The sequence below is a fragment of the Micromonospora sp. NPDC049274 genome, from assembly GCF_040678875.1.
Taxonomy (GTDB): Bacteria; Actinomycetota; Actinomycetes; order Mycobacteriales; family Micromonosporaceae; genus Micromonospora.
In genome coordinates, this window is record NZ_JBFAQS010000001.1 from 362,028 (window position 1) to 378,898 (window position 16,871).

Consider the following 16,871-nt stretch of genomic DNA (forward strand, 5'->3'; position numbering starts at 1 on the left):
CATGGGAGACGAGCAGGTGCACCGCACCGTCGAGGCGGTCTGGCGGATCGAGGCCGGGCGGGTGATCGCCGCCCTGGCCGGCGTGGTGTGTGACGTGGGCTGGGCCGAGGAGTTGGCCCAGGACGCGTTGGTCGCCGCGCTGGAGCAGTGGCCGCGCGACGGGGTACCGGCCAACCCGGGCGCCTGGCTCACCACTGTCGGCAAGCGACGGGCGATCGACGCGCTGCGCCGCCGGGCTTTGCTGGAACGGCGGGTCGCCGACCTTGGGCGAGATCTCGGCGACGAGCAGTTCCTCCCCGACTTCGACGCCGCCTTCGAGGAACGGATCGACGACGACCTCCTGCGGCTGGTCTTCACCGCCTGCCATCCGGTGTTGTCGCCGCAGGCACGGGCGGCACTGACCCTGCGGATGCTCGGCGGGTTGAAGACGGACGAGATCGCCCGCGCGTTCCTGGTGCCGGAGACCACCGTCGCGCAGCGGATCACCCGAGCCAAGAAGACCCTCGCCGATGCGAAGGTGCCGTTCGAGGTGCCCGGTGTCGAGGAGCGCGGTGAACGGCTCGCCTCCGTGCTGGAGGTGATCTACCTGATCTTCAACGAGGGTTACTCGGCGACCGCCGGCGACGACTGGATGCGTCCCGCCCTCTGCGTGGAGGCGCTGCGCCTGGCCCGCGTCCTGCAGGGGCTGATGCCCGCGGAACCGGAGGTGCACGGGCTCGCCGCGCTGCTGGAAATCCAGGCGTCCCGCACCGCGGCGAGGATCGACGCTGCGGGAGAGCCGATCCTGCTCCTGGAACAGGACCGCGGACGGTGGGACCAACTGCTGATCCGCCGGGGTCTGGCCGCCCTCGACCAGGCCCGAGCAGCCGACATCCCCGCCGGTCCGTACACCCTCCAGGCGGAGATCGCCGCCTGTCACGCGCGGGCGCGTACCCCGCAGGAGACGGACTGGGCGCGGATCGCGGCCGGCTACGCGGAGCTGGCCCGGGTCGTACCGTCGCCGGTAGTGGAGCTGAACCGGGCCGTCGCGGTCTCCTTCGCCGACGGCCCGGCCGCCGGCCTGGACCTGGCTAGAGCGCTTGCCGACGAGTCGGCGCTGGCCGGCTACCACCTGCTGCCCAGCGTGCTCGGGGACCTTCTGGCGAAGCTGGGCCGCTACGACGAGGCGCGCGTCGAGTTCGACAGGGCAGCCCACCTCACCGGCAACGAACGTGAGCGGGCGCTGCTGTTCGCCCGTGCCGCCGACTGTGCCCGCGGCGTCGCGCCGACCCGCTGAGAAATTCTTCGCCAGTCATGTCGTATCCCGTGCCCGCCGCTCGACGCGTCAGTGAAAGCCGGCTCGCACCGGCGCGCGGGACCGGCGACCGGCCGGGCAGAGACGAGGAGAAGGACATGACGACGACGGCGAACGAGACGAGCGCACGGCCCACGGTGGCCGGCGTCGCTTCCCGGCGTACGACGACGAGGGCGCTGCTGGCCGGCGGAGTCCTCGCCGGGCCGCTGTTCGGGGTGGTGGCGGCCGCCCAGGTGCTCACCCGCGACGGGTTCGACCTGAGCCGGCAGCCGCTCAGCCTGCTCGCTCTCGGCGACCTGGGCTGGATCCAGACCGCCAACTTCGTGCTGACCGGGTTGCTCGCCCTGGCCGGCGCGGTCGGGCTGCGCCGGACGCTGAGCGGCGAGCCGGGCGGGACGTGGGGACCCGCGCTGATCGCCGTGCACGGCCTCGGCCTGATCATCGCCGGGGTGCTGGTCTCCGACCCGAGCATGGGCTGGCCGGCCGGCGCACCCGAGGGCACGCCCGATTCGGTGAGCTGGCACGCCATCGGTCACGGCGTCGGCGCGGGGCTGGCCTTCGGCTCCCTGCCCATCGCCTGCCTGGTCTTCGCCCGCACCTGGTGGCGGGCCGGGCAACGCCTGCGGGCGGCATTCTCGCTCGGCTGCGCGCTGGCCGTCGTCGCCGTCCTGGCCTGGCCCGACCAGGACACCCTCAGCGTGCGGATGGCGCTCGCCTGCGTCCCCACCTTCGGCTGGCTCACCGCGCTCTGCGCTCGACCGACCACCCGCTGACCGTCACTCATCGATCTGGAGAGGACCGAACCATGCGCTACATGATGATGCACAAGCTCGACGAGAACCTGCCGGGAGCGTTCAACCCGAGCCCGGAGTTCATGGCCCGGATGGAAGGTTTCATGAAGGAGGTGGCGCAGGCCGGGATCCTGGTCGCCGCCGAAGGGCTCTGCCCGACCGTCACGGACGCCACCCGGATCACCGTCAGCGGCGGCAAGACCACGGTCACCGACGGGCCGTTCACCGAGACCAAGGAACTGATCGCCGGGTTCGCGCTCGTGGACGTGCGCTCCCACGAGGAGGCAGTGGAGTGGGGGCGACGGTTCGTGGACGTCTTCGCCTCGACGATCGGTGAGGTGGAGGTGGACATCCGCCGCGTCTACGAGAGCCCCGAGCCCGGTCAACAGGCCTGACTCCCGCCGCGCCGCCGTCCGGGTCGCCCCGGGCGGCGGCGCGTGCGCGCATCCCGCGACGGGTAGGGTGATCGTCGTCAGCCACGAGAGGAGGTGAGCCCGGTGACCACCCATCGTCATTCCTGGGCGCTCCTCTCCGCCGTCCCCCTCAGCTGACCTTCCGCGTCGGGGAGCGCCCTCCTTATCGGAGGATCCATGTCTGTCTCCCCGTTCCGCATCGACGTTTCCGATGCGGTGCTCGACGATCTGCGGGCCCGACTGGCCCGTACCCGCTTCACCGACCGCAGCGGCGACCGACCGTGGCAGGGCGGCACCGATCCCGACTACCTGCGGGACCTGGTGTCCTACTGGCACGACGGGTTCGACTGGCGTGCCCGCGAGGCCGCGCTCAACGCGTACCCCCAGCATCTGGCGCTCGTCGGCGGCCGGAAACTGCACTTCCTGCACGTCCGGGCGACCCGTCCGGCCGGTGTGCCCGCGCCGCCGCCGTTGCTGCTCACCCACGGCTGGCCCAGCAGCTTCGTCGAGATGCTGCCCCTGGTCGACCGGCTCACCGGTCCCACCGGCGGCGCCTTCGACGTGGTGGTGCCCTCGCTGCCCGGCTTCGGCTGGTCGGAGCTGCCCGACGGGCCGCTGACCCGGGCGGTGCTGGCCCGGACGTTGCACGAGCTGATGACGGACGTGCTCGGCTACCAGCGGTACGGCGCGTTCGGCGGCGACGTCGGCGGGGTGGTCACGGGCTGGCTCGGTGCTCTGCACCCGGAGCAGGTAGTCGGCATCCACATGATCCATCCACCGTTCCCGGCCAGCTTCGACGCCCGTCCGCTGTCGGCGGCCGAGCAGGCGTTCCTGGACGCCGAGGCCGCGTACGACGAGACCGACGGTGGCTACAGCGCCATCATGGGCACCCGGCCGGACACCCTCGCGGCGGCGCTCGTCGACTCGCCGGCGGGGCTGGCCGCCTGGCTCGTCGACAAGTACCGGGACTGGAGCGACAACCGCGGTGATCTGGCCAACAGCTTCGACACCGACACTCTGCTCACCATCATCACGCTCTACTGGGTGACCGGCACGATCGGCTCGTCGTTTCGGCAGTACGCCGACTTCGACCACAACACGCCGCGCCCCCCGATCACCGTGCCGGCCGCGTTCACGGTGAGCCGCGAACCCTCGCAGGCCAACTTTCCCCGGGAGATCGCCGAGCGGGCCTGCACCGACATCCGGCACTGGAGCGAACCGGGTCGCGGCGGGCACTTCATGCCCCTGGAGCAGCCGGACCTGCTCGCCGCCGAGCTGAGGGAGTTCTTCACCTCGCTACGGTCGTAGTGCTCGCGTCGCCGGCTGCTCCGGTCTCCACCGGAGCAGCCGCCGACGTCCGTCAATTCTCTCCTTTGCGGACCAAAGGGAAGCATCGATCCCCGCGGCGTTCCCTGTCACGTAGATGAGCGGTTGTACCGCGCGTGACCGTGACTGCACTGGCACCTTCCTCCTGGCGGCTCGCCTGGGCCGAGCGCGAGAACGACAGGCGTCGGCGCGCGTACCGCGACGCCGCCGCCGCCTGGCGTCGACGCCAGGACCACCTGGTCCGGCTCCGCATCGAGGCCGCCGGGTTCCTCGGGTGTACGCAGCCCCGCGCCGGCCTTCCCGTCGACCTCGACGAGGACGAACTCGTCTTCCGGGTCGTACCCGTCGCAGAGCTGGTCGAGGCGGAGGCCCGGCACGTCGCCGGCCTGCCCACGCCCGGCGGCTGTGCCTTCGCCGAGACGGTCGGCTTGGCCCTGCCGGCGGGCCTGCGGGTCGTCGACAGTGGCATGGCGGTCGTGACCAGCCACCGCGTGGCCTTCGCCGGCCGCGAACACCGGCGCGAATGGCGGTACGCGGACCTGCGGGGCGTCGCCCACGACCCCGACGTGCCGGTCACCCTGCTGCACGACAGCTGTCGGCTCCGCGGGCTGCGGGTCCCGGCCAGCGCCGCCGTGAACTTCCGGTTCTACCTCACCCTCGCCGCCACCGACGATCGCGCCGCCGTGACCGCGCAGGTCGACGCCCTGCTTGCCGCGCACCAGGCCACCCCGCCCGTGCCGCTGCCGCCGGTCGCTCCGGCCGACGCGCCCCTGACGGCCGTACGCCCCGACCGCCGGGCCCTCGCCGTCGCCACCGTCGCGACAGTGGTGTTCGCGACGCTCGGCCCGGGCGCGGTGGGGTCACCGGACGTCGGCCCGGTGCGGAGGGCGGAGGCCGCCACCATCGTGCCCAGCGCGTCCACCTTCACCGGCAAACTGGCGCTGCTGGACCGGGGTGCGCCCGCGGTGCCCGACGACGCCCCGGTCGGACCAACCGTTCCGGCGCCTGCCGTCCGCCCGGCGGTGCCGCCGGTCCGTCCGGCGCCGCTTGCTCCACGAACCCGGCCAGCCGGGCCGGCCGCCTCCGCCGATCCCGTCGCGTCCGGTGCCCCGGTCCCGTCTGCCGCGCCGGTCCCGGTCCCGCCGACCGCGCCGGCTCCTTCTGCCAGCGCGACGCCGACGCCCTACCCGACGGACTCGCCCACGGTCACGCCCTCGCCCTCGCCGTCGCCCAGCCAGCCGGCCGCGACCGCCACACCTCAGGTCAGCCCGTAGCGCCGAAGTCGGGGAGGGTGAGAGCGCCGTCCGGGCCGAGGGTGAAGCCCGGGTTCCAGGCGATCTCCCAGACGTGGCCGTCTGGGTCGGCGAAGTAGCCGGCGTAGCCGCCGTAGAAGGTTTCCCGCGCCGGCTGCGTCACCTCGGCGCCGGCCTTGCCCGCCGTGGCCATCACCTCGTCGACCTCCGCCCGTGAGCGGACGTTCTGGGCGAGGGTGATCCCGCCGAAGCCGCCGGTGTCCGGGTTGGGTACGCCGGCGTCGGCGGCCAGCTTGTCGCGGCTCCAGAGGACGAGGGCCAGGCCGCCGGCCTGGAGGAAGACCGTCTCCTCGACCTCCTGGCCACGCCAGCCGAGGTGCTCGTAGAAGACCTTGGCGCGTGCCAGGTCGGAGACGCCGAGGGTGATCAGGCTGATCCGCTGCTCCATCCTCGTAACCTAACGCGCGATCACCCTGGCGCGCGGTAGGGGAAGAGGTAGACCGGATCAACCCCACGAATCTACACTCTTCTCTGTTAGCGCTCACACTCGTCCCAGTGCTGAGGCAGTAACGCCATGCCGATGTGACGATCGGCGTACGCCGGGGAAACCCCCGGCAGCCGGCGGCTGCTCGGTCCGGCCGGCCCCGCTCCCAGACGGTCGCCGGCTGCCCGTGGCGGCCCCCACCGGCCGGCCCATGCCCTCGGCCAGCTCGACCGATCAGGGGAGAAAGCTATGCGAACGAGGGCACGATGGCTCGCGACGCTCGCCGCGCTCGGCGTCGTCATCGCCGGAGTGGTGACACCCACCGGGCCGGCCAACGCGGAATCCAACGGCGGGGTGCGGGTGATGCCGCTCGGCGACTCCATCACCGAGGGCACCCAGGTCCCCGGCGGGTACCGCATCGGGCTCTGGCAGCGTCTCGCCACGAACCGGTACACGGTGGACTTCGTGGGCTCGCAGTTCAACGGGCCGGCCAGCCTGGGTGACCACGACCACCAGGGGCATCCGGGCTGGCGGATCGACCAGATCGACGCGAACATCGTCGGCTGGCTGAACACCCAACGACCGCAGACCGTCCTGCTGCACATCGGCACCAACGACATCCTGCAGAACTACAACGTGAGCAGCGCCCCGAACCGGCTCTCCACGCTGATCGACAAGATCACCAACACCGCGCCCACCGCCGAGGTGTTCGTGGCCCAGATCATCCCGATCTCCAACAGCGGCCAGGACGCTGCCGCCCGCACCTTCAACGCGGCGATCCCCGGCATCGTGCAGAGCAAGGTGAGCGCCGGTAAGCGGGTGCACGTGGTCGACATGCACAGCGCCCTCACCACCGCCGACCTGATCGACGGCGTCCACCCCACCGCTAGCGGCTACGACAAGATGGCCGCCCGCTGGTACAGCGCGTTGCAGTCGGTGCCCGGAAGCATCGGCAACCCGGGCAGCGGCGGCGGACAGACCGCCACGATCGTGGGCACCCGCTCCGGCAGGTGTGTCGACGTCCCCGGCAACTCGACCACCAACAGCACCCAGGTAGCCCTGTGGGACTGCCACGGCGGCACCAACCAGCAGTGGACCTACACCTCCAGCAAGGCGCTCACCGTCTACGGCAACAAGTGCCTCGACGCCGCCGGCAACGGCACCTCCCCGGGCACCCAGGTCACCATCTACGACTGCCACGGCGGCACGAACCAGCAGTGGAACATCAACTCCAACGGCACCATCACCGGAGTGCAGTCCGGCCTCTGCCTCGACCCGTACAACCAGGGCACCGCCAACGGCACGAAGCTCGTCCTGTGGACCTGCACCGGCCAGGCCAACCAGCAGTGGAGCCGTCGATGAGGCAGCACACACGATGGTTGACGGCCGCGCTCGCCGTGGTCGTCGGCCTGGCGATGGCGACGACGACACGGGATCCCGCGGCCGCGGACAGCCCGTACCAGCGGGGTCCGGATCCGACGCCGGCCAGCGTCGCCGCCACCCGCGGCCCGTTCGCCACGACGCAGGCGACAGTGCCGGCGGGCAACGGCTTCAACGGCGGGTACGTCTACTACCCGACCGACACCAGCCAGGGCACCTGGGGCGCGGTGGCGATCGTCCCCGGCTACTCCGCCCTGTTCGCCAACGAGGAAGCCTGGATGGGCCCCTGGCTGGCGTCCTTCGGGTTCGTGGTGATCGGCATCGAAACCAACAGCCGCACCGACGGCGCCGACGCCCGCGCCACCCAGCTGCTCGCCGCACTGGACTACCTCACCCGCACCAGCCCGATCCGCAACCGGGTCGATGCCAACCGGCTCGGCGTCATGGGCCACTCGGCGGGTGGGGCCGGAACTCTCCTCGCCGCCCTCCGGCGGCCAACCCTGAAGGCGGCGGTCGGCCTCGCACCCGGTACGCCCGGCAACAACCTGAACATGTCCACCACCCAGGTCCCCACCATGCTCCTGTCGGGGCAGAACGACGGCACGGTCACGCCCTCCTACGTGCAGGGCATCTACAACACGCTGCCCGCAGGCGTGGAGCATGCCTGGGCGGAGCTGGCCGGCAACGACCACCTCTCGTTCACCAGGTCGAACCCCACCGAGATGCGACTCCTGATCCCCTGGCTCAAGACGTTCCTGGACAACGACACCCGCTACACCCAGTTCCTCTGCCCCCTGGCGAACAGCACGGGTGTTTCGCGGTTCAACGCCACCTGCCCCCTGGTGCCACCGGACGGGCCGACGACACCGCCCACATCCGCCCCGCCCACGTCCACCCCGCCGACCACGGGTACGCCGACCACGCCACCACCCTCCGGCGCTGCCTGCACCGCGACCTACCGCACCGTCAACTCGTGGTCCGGCGGCTTCCAGGGGGAGGTGACCGTGGCCGCCGGCACCGCAGCCATCAACGGCTGGACCGTCCGGTGGGAGCTGAACAACGGCCAGAGCATCAGCCAACTCTGGGGCGGCACCCTGAGCACCAGCGGCTCAACGGCGACGGTGCGCAACGTCTCCTACAACGGCTCGCTGGCCGCAGGTGCCACAACGAGCTTCGGCTTCCTCGGCTCCGGTACGCCAGCCACCACGTCACCGACTTGCGCAAGCCCGTGACCAACGCTAGGTCGTGAACCCCGTGCCGACTCCGTCGTCTCCGTCCGCGTTTGCGGATCGGCGGCTCGGCCCGGCCCGGTATAGGCGCGCGAAGCCGTAAGTCGCAGAGGTGGCGGGCACCGCGCGCGGCGCGTTGGCCGTCCGGCGCGGGTGACTTGTCGCGTCCCGGCGGTCCTGTGGTTATGAGCGGTATACCTGTGAGTCATATTTATGACTCACAGGTATACCGCCTATCCAGGTGACGGCGATCTGACGACAGTTGAGCTGCATCGTGCGGCTCGGAGCAGAGCCACCTGTCGATCGCAGCGCCCTCGGTCAGCGTCACGTGACGCCAGCGTCGAGGTGCGCGGGGAGGCTCACCGAGGTGCTCCTTCGAGGCGCTGCCGCCAACGCGGCGCCTGGTGTCTCGGCGAGAGATCTGCGCCGAGCACATTGACGACACGCGTCCGGATGAAGCTTTCGGATATCGAGCAACCCATAGCATCGATGCTATGGGTGGGTGGGACGAGGCGGCAGAGCGATGACTGATCGCCTGGATTGAAATGACCTGCGTGAGCGCCGGATGGCAGAGCCAGGGGCAGCCGAAACATACGAGGCCACCCGGATCGCCTTCGAGCTTGGTCAAGAGGCCGCCGATGCTTGCCGACCGGTACACGTCCTCGATCTCCAGGCCGGTCTCGCGTAGGAACGTCGCCAGGCTGACGTCGCCGAGTTGGCGCAGCTCGGCCACCAGGCCGGCCTTCGAGGTGGGCAGTGCGCTCTTCAGGTTGGTGAGCACGACCTCCTTCGCCACCCGGTCCAGCTCGACGTGGCAGCCGCTCGGCAGGTTCGGGAAGTCGTCGCGGACGGCCTCGGTGATCGCCCGTCGACTCACCCCGGTCAGGGCACGCCACCGCCTGTCGAACCGGAAGTTGGCGTGCTGCCCGCCGATGAAGTCGAGCACCGTGAGGCAGGGCTTGCCGTCGTCGGCAACATACGCAGCCCTCCGGAGCTGAAGCATCCGAAAAGGAGTGCCACGCGAAGGTAGTCTGCACAGCGGGTAGCGAAGACCACCCGGACGAGTGATGGGGTGCGCGCCCTGGGCGCTCCAGGCCCAGACGACTGTGGTGTCGAACGCACGGGGGGAACCATGTTCGAGCGGCTGGGCAGATTCGTTGTGGGCAGAGCGTGGTGGGTGATTGCCGGGTGGGTGGTGGTGGCTGCAGCCATCATCCTCACCACACCATCGCTCAGCGACATCACCTCAGCGGATCAGGAAAGCTTCCTGCCCCGCTCGTACGAGTCCGTGCAGGCCACCGAACTCGGGCAGAAGGCGTTTCCACAGCAGGCCACCGCGACCGCGGTCATCGTGGTCAAGCGCGCCGACGGGCAGAAGCTGACGCCGGCGGACGAGTCGACGGTGGGCAAGCTCGCCCAGGCGCTCAAGGCCAAGAACATCCCGCACACGTCCGGCTACCAGACCGGTCCGCCAGCAGTGGCACCGGACAGGTCGGTGCAGATCGTCAACGTCGGGCTCGACGCCCCCACTCCCGACGACCCGACGCTGCTCGACGCCGTCCGCGATCTGCGAGCGGACATCGGCCCGGAGTTGGCGAACAGTGGACTGACCGCGGGCGTGGCCGGCGACGTGGCGAGCTTCGTCGACAACGAGGACACCTTCAACAACGCCTTCGCCGTGGTCGGCATCGCGACGATCATCCTGATCATCGGACTGATCCTGATCATCTTCCGCAGCCCCATCGCCGCGCTGCTGCCCGTGGTGGTCGTCGGCGTCGTCCTGAGCATCACGACGGGTCTCGTCGCCGCCGCCGGCAAGGCATTCGGCCTCAGTGTCAGTCAGGACCTCCAGACGATCCTGCTGATCGTGCTGTTCGGCATCGGCACCGACTACATCCTGTTCCTGCTCTTCCGCTACCGGGAACGGCTGCGCGCAGGCGACGACAAGCGCACCGCGATGATCGTCACCGTTCAGCGGGTCGGCGAGGTCATCACCTCGGCCGCCGGAGCGGTAATCGTCGCGTTCCTCGTGCTGCTCCTCGCCTCCCTGGGCTTCTTCGGCTCGCTCGGCCCGGCGCTCGCGATCGCGGTCGGCGTCATGCTCGTCACCTCGCTCACCCTCGTCCCGGCGGTCGTCTCGCTGCTCGGCCGGTACGTCTTCTGGCCGTCGAAGGCCTGGCAGCGTACGCCCAAGGCCACCATCTCGCACCGGCTCGGCAGCACCGTCGGGCGCCGGCCGGCACTCGTCGCGGCGATCTCCGGCATCATCCTGGTCGCGCTCGCCGCAGGCGTGCTGAGCTACAAGGCCGACTACGACTTCAGCGCCGGCTTCCCGCAGGACACCGAGTCGGCGAAGGCCGCGCAGGACCTCCAGCGCGGGTTCGCCGCCGGTGCGCTCGCCCCTACCGAGGTCTACCTGACCACCGGTAACGGATCGCAGCTGACCGAGCAGCAGGTCAACGACTTCGCGGCGGCCGTAGCGAAAGCCCCGGGTGTGGGCCAGGCACAGCCGCCGGAGCGCAGCACCGACCCGAGCGTGGCCCGGGTCAACCTGCTGCTCAACGAGAACCCGGTCTCCAACAAGGCGATCACCCTCGTCCGCGAGGACCTGCGCGATGCCGTGCACGCGTCGGCGCCGCCCGGCACCCGGGCGCTGGTGGGCGGGACCACCGCGATCTTCGCGGACATCAACTCGGCGAACAACCGGGACCTGTCGGTGATCCTGCCGGTCGCAGCCGGCCTGATCGCGCTCATCCTCGCGCTGCTGCTGCGCAGCCTGGTCGCGCCGATCTATCTGGTGATCGCGGTGCTGCTCAACTTCGCCGCCACACTGGGCGCGACCGTCTACCTCTTCCAAGGGCTTCAGGGCGAGCCCGGTGTCACCTTCCAGTTGCCGATCATCCTCTACCTCTTCGTGGTGGCGATCGGGACCGACTACAACATCCTGATGATCGCCCGACTACGCGAGGAAGCGCGGGAGGGCAACGCACCACACGAGGCCGCCGCTATCGGGGTGCAACACGCCGGCCCAACCGTCGCGGCAGCCGGACTGATCCTGGCCGGCACGTTCGCGGTGCTGCTGCTCGCGCCGATCTCCTTCCTTCAGCAGATGGGCTTCGCGGTGGCGATCGGCATCGTGCTGTCGGCGTTCGTCATGTCGATGTTCTTCGTCCCGGCGCTGACCGCGCTGATCGGGCACAAGGCGTGGTGGCCGGGCCACGGGGACGAGCGGCCGGCCGGCGGGCGACACGCCCGCGCCGTCGACCAACCGAGCTAGTCGCACTGCGCCAGCAGGAGGCGAGTCAATTCGACACCGCTGTCCCTGACCCACTCCAGGAGCAGCACTAGGCGGCGATCGTGCGGGCGGTGGCGTAGACGTCGGCGGGCAGGGGGTGGTGGAGCCGCCAGAGGATCCGCATCGGCCGGTCGCCGGTGTGCGACTCGTACGTCATCGTGCCTGCGTAGAGGTACGGCGGCGCGCCCAGGTCCCGGTCGGGGACCCGGGTCTCCCGGACGAACAGGTGCACTGCCGAACCGCCCGTTCTGTAGCGCTGCCCCGTCGCCGACGCCGCCGAGGTGGTGCTCTGCGACTCCCACTGGAACAGCGTGTCGGTGACGGCCCGGTCGGCGTACATGGTGGTGGGGGAGTAGTGCGCCTCGGACTTGACCAGGGTGACGAAGAACAAGTCGGCCTGGGCGTCGGGCAGCCACTTCACTCCCTCGCGCAGCGAGCCCGGGTTGGTCATCCCGAAGGCCGAGCACGCCTCGTTGCGGCTGTACCGCGCGTGCACCCGCAGCGGCACCGCACCCGGGGCGGCGGTCGGCGTGACGCGGTGGATGCGGTCGCGCAACACCTCGGCCACCTCGCGTAGCTCGGTACAGCGCGCCGGTTCCTTCCACAGCCGCGCCAGCCGTTCGTCCCGCGTGGCGAGGGGCGCGTTCGGCCCCCAGAGGCTGAAGTGCAGCATGTCCAACAGTCGACCGCTCCCGTCGTACACCTGCTGACCTGGCGCGGGCGGTCCGGCCGCGACCCGGGTCAGCAGCTTGAGCCGGGCGGTGTCGTCGGTGTGCAGCATGCGGCCGATGGCCCGGCCCAACTCCCGGTCATCCTCGCCCGGTGTGGACGTCTCGACGCCGGCGAGTCGGCGCAGCCCGGTCCAGCCGCCGATGCTTGCCGACCGGTACACGTCCTCGATTTCCAGGCCGGTCTCGCGCAGGAACGTCGCCAGGCTGACGTCGCCGAGCTGCCGCAGCTCGGACACCAGGCCGGCCTTCGAGGTGGGTAGGGCACTCTTCAGGTTGGTGAGCACGACCTCCTTCGCCACCCGGTCCAGCTCGACGTGGCAGCCGCTCGGCAGGCTCGGGAAGTCGTCGCGGACGGCCTCGGTGATCGCCCGCCGGCTCACCCCGGTCAGGGCACGCCACCGCAGGTCGAAGCGGAAGTTGGCGTGCTGCCCGCCGATGAAGTCGAGCACCGTGAGGCAGGGCTTGTCGTCGTCCAGGCGCAGTCCGCGGCCGAGCTGTTGCAGGAAGATCGTGGCGCTCTCGGTGGGGCGCAACATCAGGATCGTGTCGACCATCGGCAGGTCGACGCCCTCGTTGAACAGGTCCACGGTGAAGAGCACCCGCAGCTTGCCGGCCTTGAAGTCCCGCAACAGCGTTTTTTGAGTCAGACGGTCGACTGCCGAGGTGATTGCCGCCGCTGGCACGTTGTGCCGGTTGAACCAGTCCGCCATGAACTCCGCGTGCCCGATGCTCACGCAGAATCCGAGCGCCCGCATCCGAGCGACGTCGACCTTCTCGCGGACCGCACGCAGCACCGTCCGTGCCCGTGCGTGGTCGGCGGTGTAGAGGGTGGTGAGTTCGCTCAGGTCGTAGCCCTGGCCGCGTTTCCAGGTGACCTGCGACAGGTCCACGTCGTCGTGCAGCCCGAAATACTGGAACGGCGCGAGCAACTGCCGCTCCAACGCGTCCCACAGGTGCAGTTCAACGGCCGCATGACCGTCGAACCACCGGCGCACGTCGGCGCCGTCGGCCCGATCGGGGGTCGCCGTGAGTCCCAGGAGTACGCGGGGACGCAGCCGCTCCAACAACCGGGCGTACGTCGGCGCCTCCGCGTGGTGGAACTCGTCGACGATCACCATGTCGTACGCCTCGGGGTCGACCTCCCGTCGGGGCAGCGACTGGATGGAGGCGAAGACGTGCTTCCAGCCGTTCGGCCGCTCGCCCGCAACAAGGGTCTCGCCGAAACTGCCGTCCCCCATCACCTGCCGGAACGTCGACAGGCTCTGCCGCAGGATCTGCTCCTGATGGGCGACGAAGAGCAGCGAATCCACCCTGCCCGCCTTGTTCAAGCGGCGGTAGTCGAGGGCGGCGACAACTGTCTTGCCGGTGCCCGTCGCCATCACCACCAGGTTGCGCCAACGCCCGTGCACCAGCCGCTCGGCGTCCAGGTCGGCCAGGATCTCCGCCTGATACGAGTACGGGCGCACGTCCAGGTTCGAGATCTCGGTCGGAGCCTGGTCGCGCCGCTCCCCGGTGAGTGCGTGCCGCAGCCGTTCGGCGTCCCGGGCCGCGTCGTACGCCTCGAACGCCGGATCGTTCCAATAGTCCTCGAACGTCGCCGTGAACGTGTCGATGACGTGCGGCTGTTCCATGTTCGAGATGCGGACGTTCCACTCCACGCCGTCCACAAGCGCAGTCTTCGACAGGTTCGACGAGCCGACGTACGCGGTGGTGGTGCCGTTGGAGCGGCGGAACAGCCACGCCTTGGCGTGCAGCCTTGTCGTCCTCGTCTCGTAGGACACCTTGACCTCGGCGCCCAGCTCGGCGAGCCGGTCGAGCGCTCGCTGGTCGGTCGCGCCGAGGTAGGTGGTGGTGATGACGCGGACCTTGCCGCCTCGGGCGATCAGCTCGCGGAGGGCCGGCTCCACGATGCGTAGGCCGTACCACTTGATGAACGCGCAGAGCAGATCGACGCTCTCGGCCGACGCCATCTCGTGGTTGACCTCGTGGCCGATGCGGGGCTGGTGACGGCCGTTCACCAGCAGCGCGCCGGTGGAGAGGGGAGTGGTGGGGCGCTGCGGGAAGGCGGGTAGCGCGGGTGGGGTTGGTGGGGCGGCGATGGCGTGGAGCAGGTGCTTTGCGTCGGTCACCTGGTCTTGCTGTGTCGCTGCCTTCGGGCTGAGGGTGGCGATCGCTTCGGCGATCCGGTTCGCCATCTCGACCTGGTGGTGGAGCTTGTCGTCGCCGGTGGGGACGGATTGGAGGGCTCTGGTGGCCAGGGCGGCGATGTGGCGGGCGAGGGTGTGGTGAGCGTCGGCGGGGTCGAGTTTGTGGTGCTGGATCAGGGCGGGGTCGACCTGCTGGAGGCGGGTGGCCAGCTCACGGGTGATCAGGTGCTCGTACACACCCCGCTCAAGATCCGACACTAACGCAGCGTATCTGTGCGACCGTCCTTGCACTGCCTGGCAAAGGATGGAGCGGGAACGGATGTCTGCTTTCTGACAGATCGACTCTACCTAAGAAGAAGACCGGCTGATCTTGGCTCTTGCACTGCAGCCCTCAGTAGCTTCCGCCTATCCGGTGCTGCCCCGAGATGTCTGAAATTGAGTAAGGTGCGAGGTTGCGTGAGACCGCCAGTAGCCCGAGATAGAGCCGATCGCAACGACAACTGAGGCGGAGTTGACCGGCTGATCGGTGGAGGGTTCAGGGTCCCACTGCCAGGATTTGTGCGAGTAATGTACCAGAGGTGCGTGAAGCGACATACAAACAAATCGGTGAGTTTGGAGGCAGGCATGCCATTCCGAAGGCTAGATCCAAGCTCTTTTTCTGCCTGTTAGTGCTGCCCGGCGATCCGAGTTAGGCCTGACTCTGTGGGGAGTCGGCGGCATTTGGGCAGGCGAGCTACCGCCATTAAGCCGACTCGCACGGCGACGGCCTACTAAACCAATCCCGGCCACTTCCCTGTATGCGCCAAAGTTTCAGGCGCGGAGCCGCAAACGCCTCGTAAAGATATTCAGATTTCTCCAAGCCTTAGAAGTCGACATAGCACAGATTCAAGGAGTAGATGTGGGTCTCCCATTCGGCGATATTTTTACGGGAATATCCGACATGGGTGGGCATATGCTAGAACTGTACCGAATCAAGCGCGATGGGACGTTCTTTGACCAGCAGCAATTTCTTTCAGAACTTCGTATGCGAGAAGCGCGCGATGCAGAAGTTATAAGCGAGGAGCGTGAACGTCGGTTAGCGGTAAGTAGTGATGAGGACGCAAGGCGGCAGAGAGAGCATGACAACCAACGAAGCATATTGCAGGCCGGCTTGGAAGTGGCGGTCCACCGACAACTGCGAGAATTGAAGGTCGAGGAGAGTCACAACCCATTCCTTTACGGTCTGGACCGGGTGTCATCGGTAGTTTCGGCGGCAATCGGAGATAGCCGACGGCCCGTATTGCTGTTTGCGCCCTTTTACCACGACGATTTGAATGGTGAAGAAAACGATCAAGGCGCCCACTCCTTTCGGGTGGCGATCAGAAGGAGTTGGCTAGGCAAGCCTTGGCACGACGATGTTGTGCCCCTGGACGGGCTAATAAGTAGACCATTGCGAAATACCGATGCTGATCTCCTAGTGATGCAACAAGCGCTGAAGGGTATCCCTCTTATCCTCGTGTACGGGGAGGTGCAAGATTCTTCGAGGGTTTGGGCATCGGTTACCGGTTGGAATTTGGCCCAGAGCGACCATGCTTCCCGGGTCCAAATAAATCTACCCCCCATGTCATTTGATGCGCACTCGCAGGGAAGCGCAATTCCAAGGCGGCTGCAGTTCGAGGATGCGCTTGGTGATCGGATCTCGCTGGTGGTAGGTGCGATGGCTGAATGGTTCCATGTCGCTAACCTTGGACGCCAGCCACGCCTGCACAGACTACTACTTGAAGACGATGGTGCTGGGCACCGTCACTTCGCCGCAGCGGCTGCCACTGCCTACGAAGTCGCAGCGGAGCAGAATGTGATGAGCAAGGTCAAGGCGATGGTGTGCCAAGCAGGTCTTTATGCAGAGGTTGGTTTAACCGACGCCGCGAAAGAAGTCTCCCTGTCCGCCTACTCCGAAATAAACAAAAATGCAGAGCGTTCATCCAGTCTCGACCGGGCAGACCTCCGGACTTTAGCGACAACTCTAGCTTCTGTCGGGGAGCTAGATGCTGCCCGAAGATTGGAAGATGCGATCGAGGAAGCGGCAAAGAAAGAGTTGCTTGACTTTTTCGGATTGGATACCTAATGCTCACTACTAAGGTTGTCGCCGCGATCGACTTCGGCACGCATGCAACTGGCTTTGCATGGGCTGTCATTAACGAAACTAATAAGGATGCCAAACGTCGGCGAATTATTACTAACACGCAATGGGCTTCCCAGCCGGTAGCCTACCCAAAGAACCTCACAGCGCTTCTGTTCGACGAGGAAGGCAATGTGGTGGGCTGGGGGCACGATGCGCGCAAGCAGTTCCACGCTAAACGCCAATCCAATCTGGTCTTTGTGTCAGGGTTTAAAATGCGCCTCCTAGGCACCACGGACCCAGAGACAGAACTGTCGTTGATGTCGGGCGACGCAGCCAGCAAGACGCCGGCCCACAAGGACCCAGCTACGCTAATAGGCCTTTACCTCGAGAAGATTTACGAAAATGCCGTTTCGGAAATTGCAAAAAG

The 16,871-nt window shown here is 68.2% G+C and carries 13 protein-coding genes; 10 read left to right on the top strand and 3 right to left on the bottom strand.

Features of this window, described 5'->3' with window-relative positions:
- The first annotated feature begins 1 nt into the window (after position 1).
- From AB0K10_RS01615 to AB0K10_RS01635, 5 genes are all read left to right on the top strand, one after another.
- Entirely contained in the window at positions 2 to 1,276 is a 1,275-nt protein-coding gene (locus AB0K10_RS01615; protein WP_363678857.1) for an RNA polymerase sigma factor, read from the top strand.
- A 116-nt stretch (positions 1,277 to 1,392) separates the two neighbouring features.
- Positions 1,393 to 2,067 carry a DUF998 domain-containing protein gene (locus AB0K10_RS01620; RefSeq protein WP_363678859.1) on the top strand — a complete coding sequence of 225 codons (675 nt, stop codon included), beginning with the start codon at positions 1,393 to 1,395 and terminating at the stop codon, positions 2,065 to 2,067.
- Positions 2,068 to 2,099: 32 nt separating this feature from the next.
- Complete coding sequence (locus AB0K10_RS01625; protein WP_363678861.1) at positions 2,100 to 2,480, top strand: YciI family protein; 381 nt, start codon at positions 2,100 to 2,102, stop codon at positions 2,478 to 2,480.
- 195 nt (positions 2,481 to 2,675) lie between these two features.
- The gene (locus tag AB0K10_RS01630) at positions 2,676 to 3,806 is read left to right on the top strand and encodes an epoxide hydrolase family protein (RefSeq protein ID WP_363678863.1); all 1,131 of its coding nucleotides are present in this window, start codon (positions 2,676 to 2,678) and stop codon (positions 3,804 to 3,806) included.
- Positions 3,807 to 3,946: 140 nt separating this feature from the next.
- On the top strand, positions 3,947 to 5,098 hold the full coding sequence (locus AB0K10_RS01635; protein WP_363678865.1) for a hypothetical protein: 1,152 nt from the start codon (positions 3,947 to 3,949) through the stop codon (positions 5,096 to 5,098).
- Here the strand turns inward: AB0K10_RS01635 and AB0K10_RS01640 are convergent.
- Positions 5,088 to 5,525, bottom strand: a complete 438-nt coding sequence (locus AB0K10_RS01640; protein WP_363678867.1) for a VOC family protein — start codon at positions 5,523 to 5,525, stop codon at positions 5,088 to 5,090. The two genes, AB0K10_RS01635 and AB0K10_RS01640, sit on opposite strands and share 11 nt — an antisense overlap.
- A gap of 285 nt (positions 5,526 to 5,810) precedes the next feature.
- Here AB0K10_RS01640 and AB0K10_RS01645 point away from each other — a divergent pair, with 285 nt between their 5' ends.
- On the top strand, positions 5,811 to 6,923 hold the full coding sequence (locus AB0K10_RS01645; RefSeq protein ID WP_363678869.1) for a ricin-type beta-trefoil lectin domain protein: 1,113 nt from the start codon (positions 5,811 to 5,813) through the stop codon (positions 6,921 to 6,923).
- Positions 6,920 to 8,173, top strand: coding sequence for a cellulose binding domain-containing protein (locus tag AB0K10_RS01650; protein WP_363678871.1), 1,254 nt, complete (start codon positions 6,920 to 6,922; stop codon positions 8,171 to 8,173). Before AB0K10_RS01645 ends, AB0K10_RS01650 begins: the two co-directional genes overlap by 4 nt.
- A 208-nt stretch (positions 8,174 to 8,381) precedes the next feature.
- Here AB0K10_RS01650 and AB0K10_RS01655 read toward each other — a convergent pair whose 3' ends face one another.
- Positions 8,382 to 9,173 (bottom strand): hypothetical protein, encoded by a 792-nt coding sequence (locus tag AB0K10_RS01655; protein WP_363678873.1) that lies wholly within the window; start codon positions 9,171 to 9,173, stop codon positions 8,382 to 8,384.
- 195 nt (positions 9,174 to 9,368) lie between these two features.
- On the opposite strand from AB0K10_RS01655, the gene AB0K10_RS01660 reads away from it, so the two are divergent.
- Complete coding sequence (locus tag AB0K10_RS01660) at positions 9,369 to 11,447, top strand: MMPL family transporter (RefSeq protein WP_363678875.1); 2,079 nt, start codon at positions 9,369 to 9,371, stop codon at positions 11,445 to 11,447.
- Positions 11,448 to 11,514: 67 nt separating this feature from the next.
- Here the strand turns inward: AB0K10_RS01660 and AB0K10_RS01665 are convergent, their stop codons facing one another.
- Positions 11,515 to 14,601, bottom strand: a complete 3,087-nt coding sequence (locus AB0K10_RS01665) for a DUF3427 domain-containing protein (RefSeq protein WP_363678877.1) — start codon at positions 14,599 to 14,601, stop codon at positions 11,515 to 11,517.
- Between the two features lie 640 nt (positions 14,602 to 15,241).
- Between AB0K10_RS01665 and AB0K10_RS01670 the strand changes: the two genes are divergently transcribed.
- Together AB0K10_RS01670 and AB0K10_RS01675 are read left to right on the top strand one after the other, a co-directional pair.
- Entirely contained in the window at positions 15,242 to 16,447 is a 1,206-nt protein-coding gene (locus tag AB0K10_RS01670; protein WP_363678879.1) for a hypothetical protein, read from the top strand.
- Positions 16,447 to 16,871: hypothetical protein (locus AB0K10_RS01675; protein WP_363678881.1), on the top strand; the 425-nt coding region annotated here is incomplete at its 3' end. The genes AB0K10_RS01670 and AB0K10_RS01675, both read left to right, overlap by 1 nt.